We start from the raw sequence: 294 nt of genomic DNA on the forward strand, positions 1-294 counted from the left end.
GTCGTGTGGATCGGGTCGGCTTGATAGCGAGGCGGCGATGCTGCGCAGGCCAGGTTGAAAACGCGATCGACAGGTTCAGCGAGTTCCAGCGGGGTGCAAACGTCCTGCTCGATCAGCCGAAAGCGCGCCTGGCCAACCAGCGGACTGATATTCTCCATTCTGCCGGTGAGGAAATTGTCGACGCTGATCACTCGATAGCCGTCATGCAGCAGCGCCTCGCACAAATGCGAGCCGAGGAAACCGGCACCGCCGGCAACAAGCGCCGTCCGTGTTTGTTCAGCCCTTTTTGATCGC

1 protein-coding gene is annotated in these 294 nt (G+C 60.5%); it reads right to left on the reverse strand.

Annotated elements, in window-relative coordinates:
- A partial coding sequence (locus EN851_RS35555) for an NAD-dependent epimerase/dehydratase family protein (protein WP_135931129.1) occupies window positions 1-294 on the reverse strand: 294 nt, incomplete at both ends.

The organism is Mesorhizobium sp. M8A.F.Ca.ET.208.01.1.1, from assembly GCF_004791315.1.
Taxonomy (GTDB): Bacteria; Pseudomonadota; Alphaproteobacteria; order Rhizobiales; family Rhizobiaceae; genus Mesorhizobium.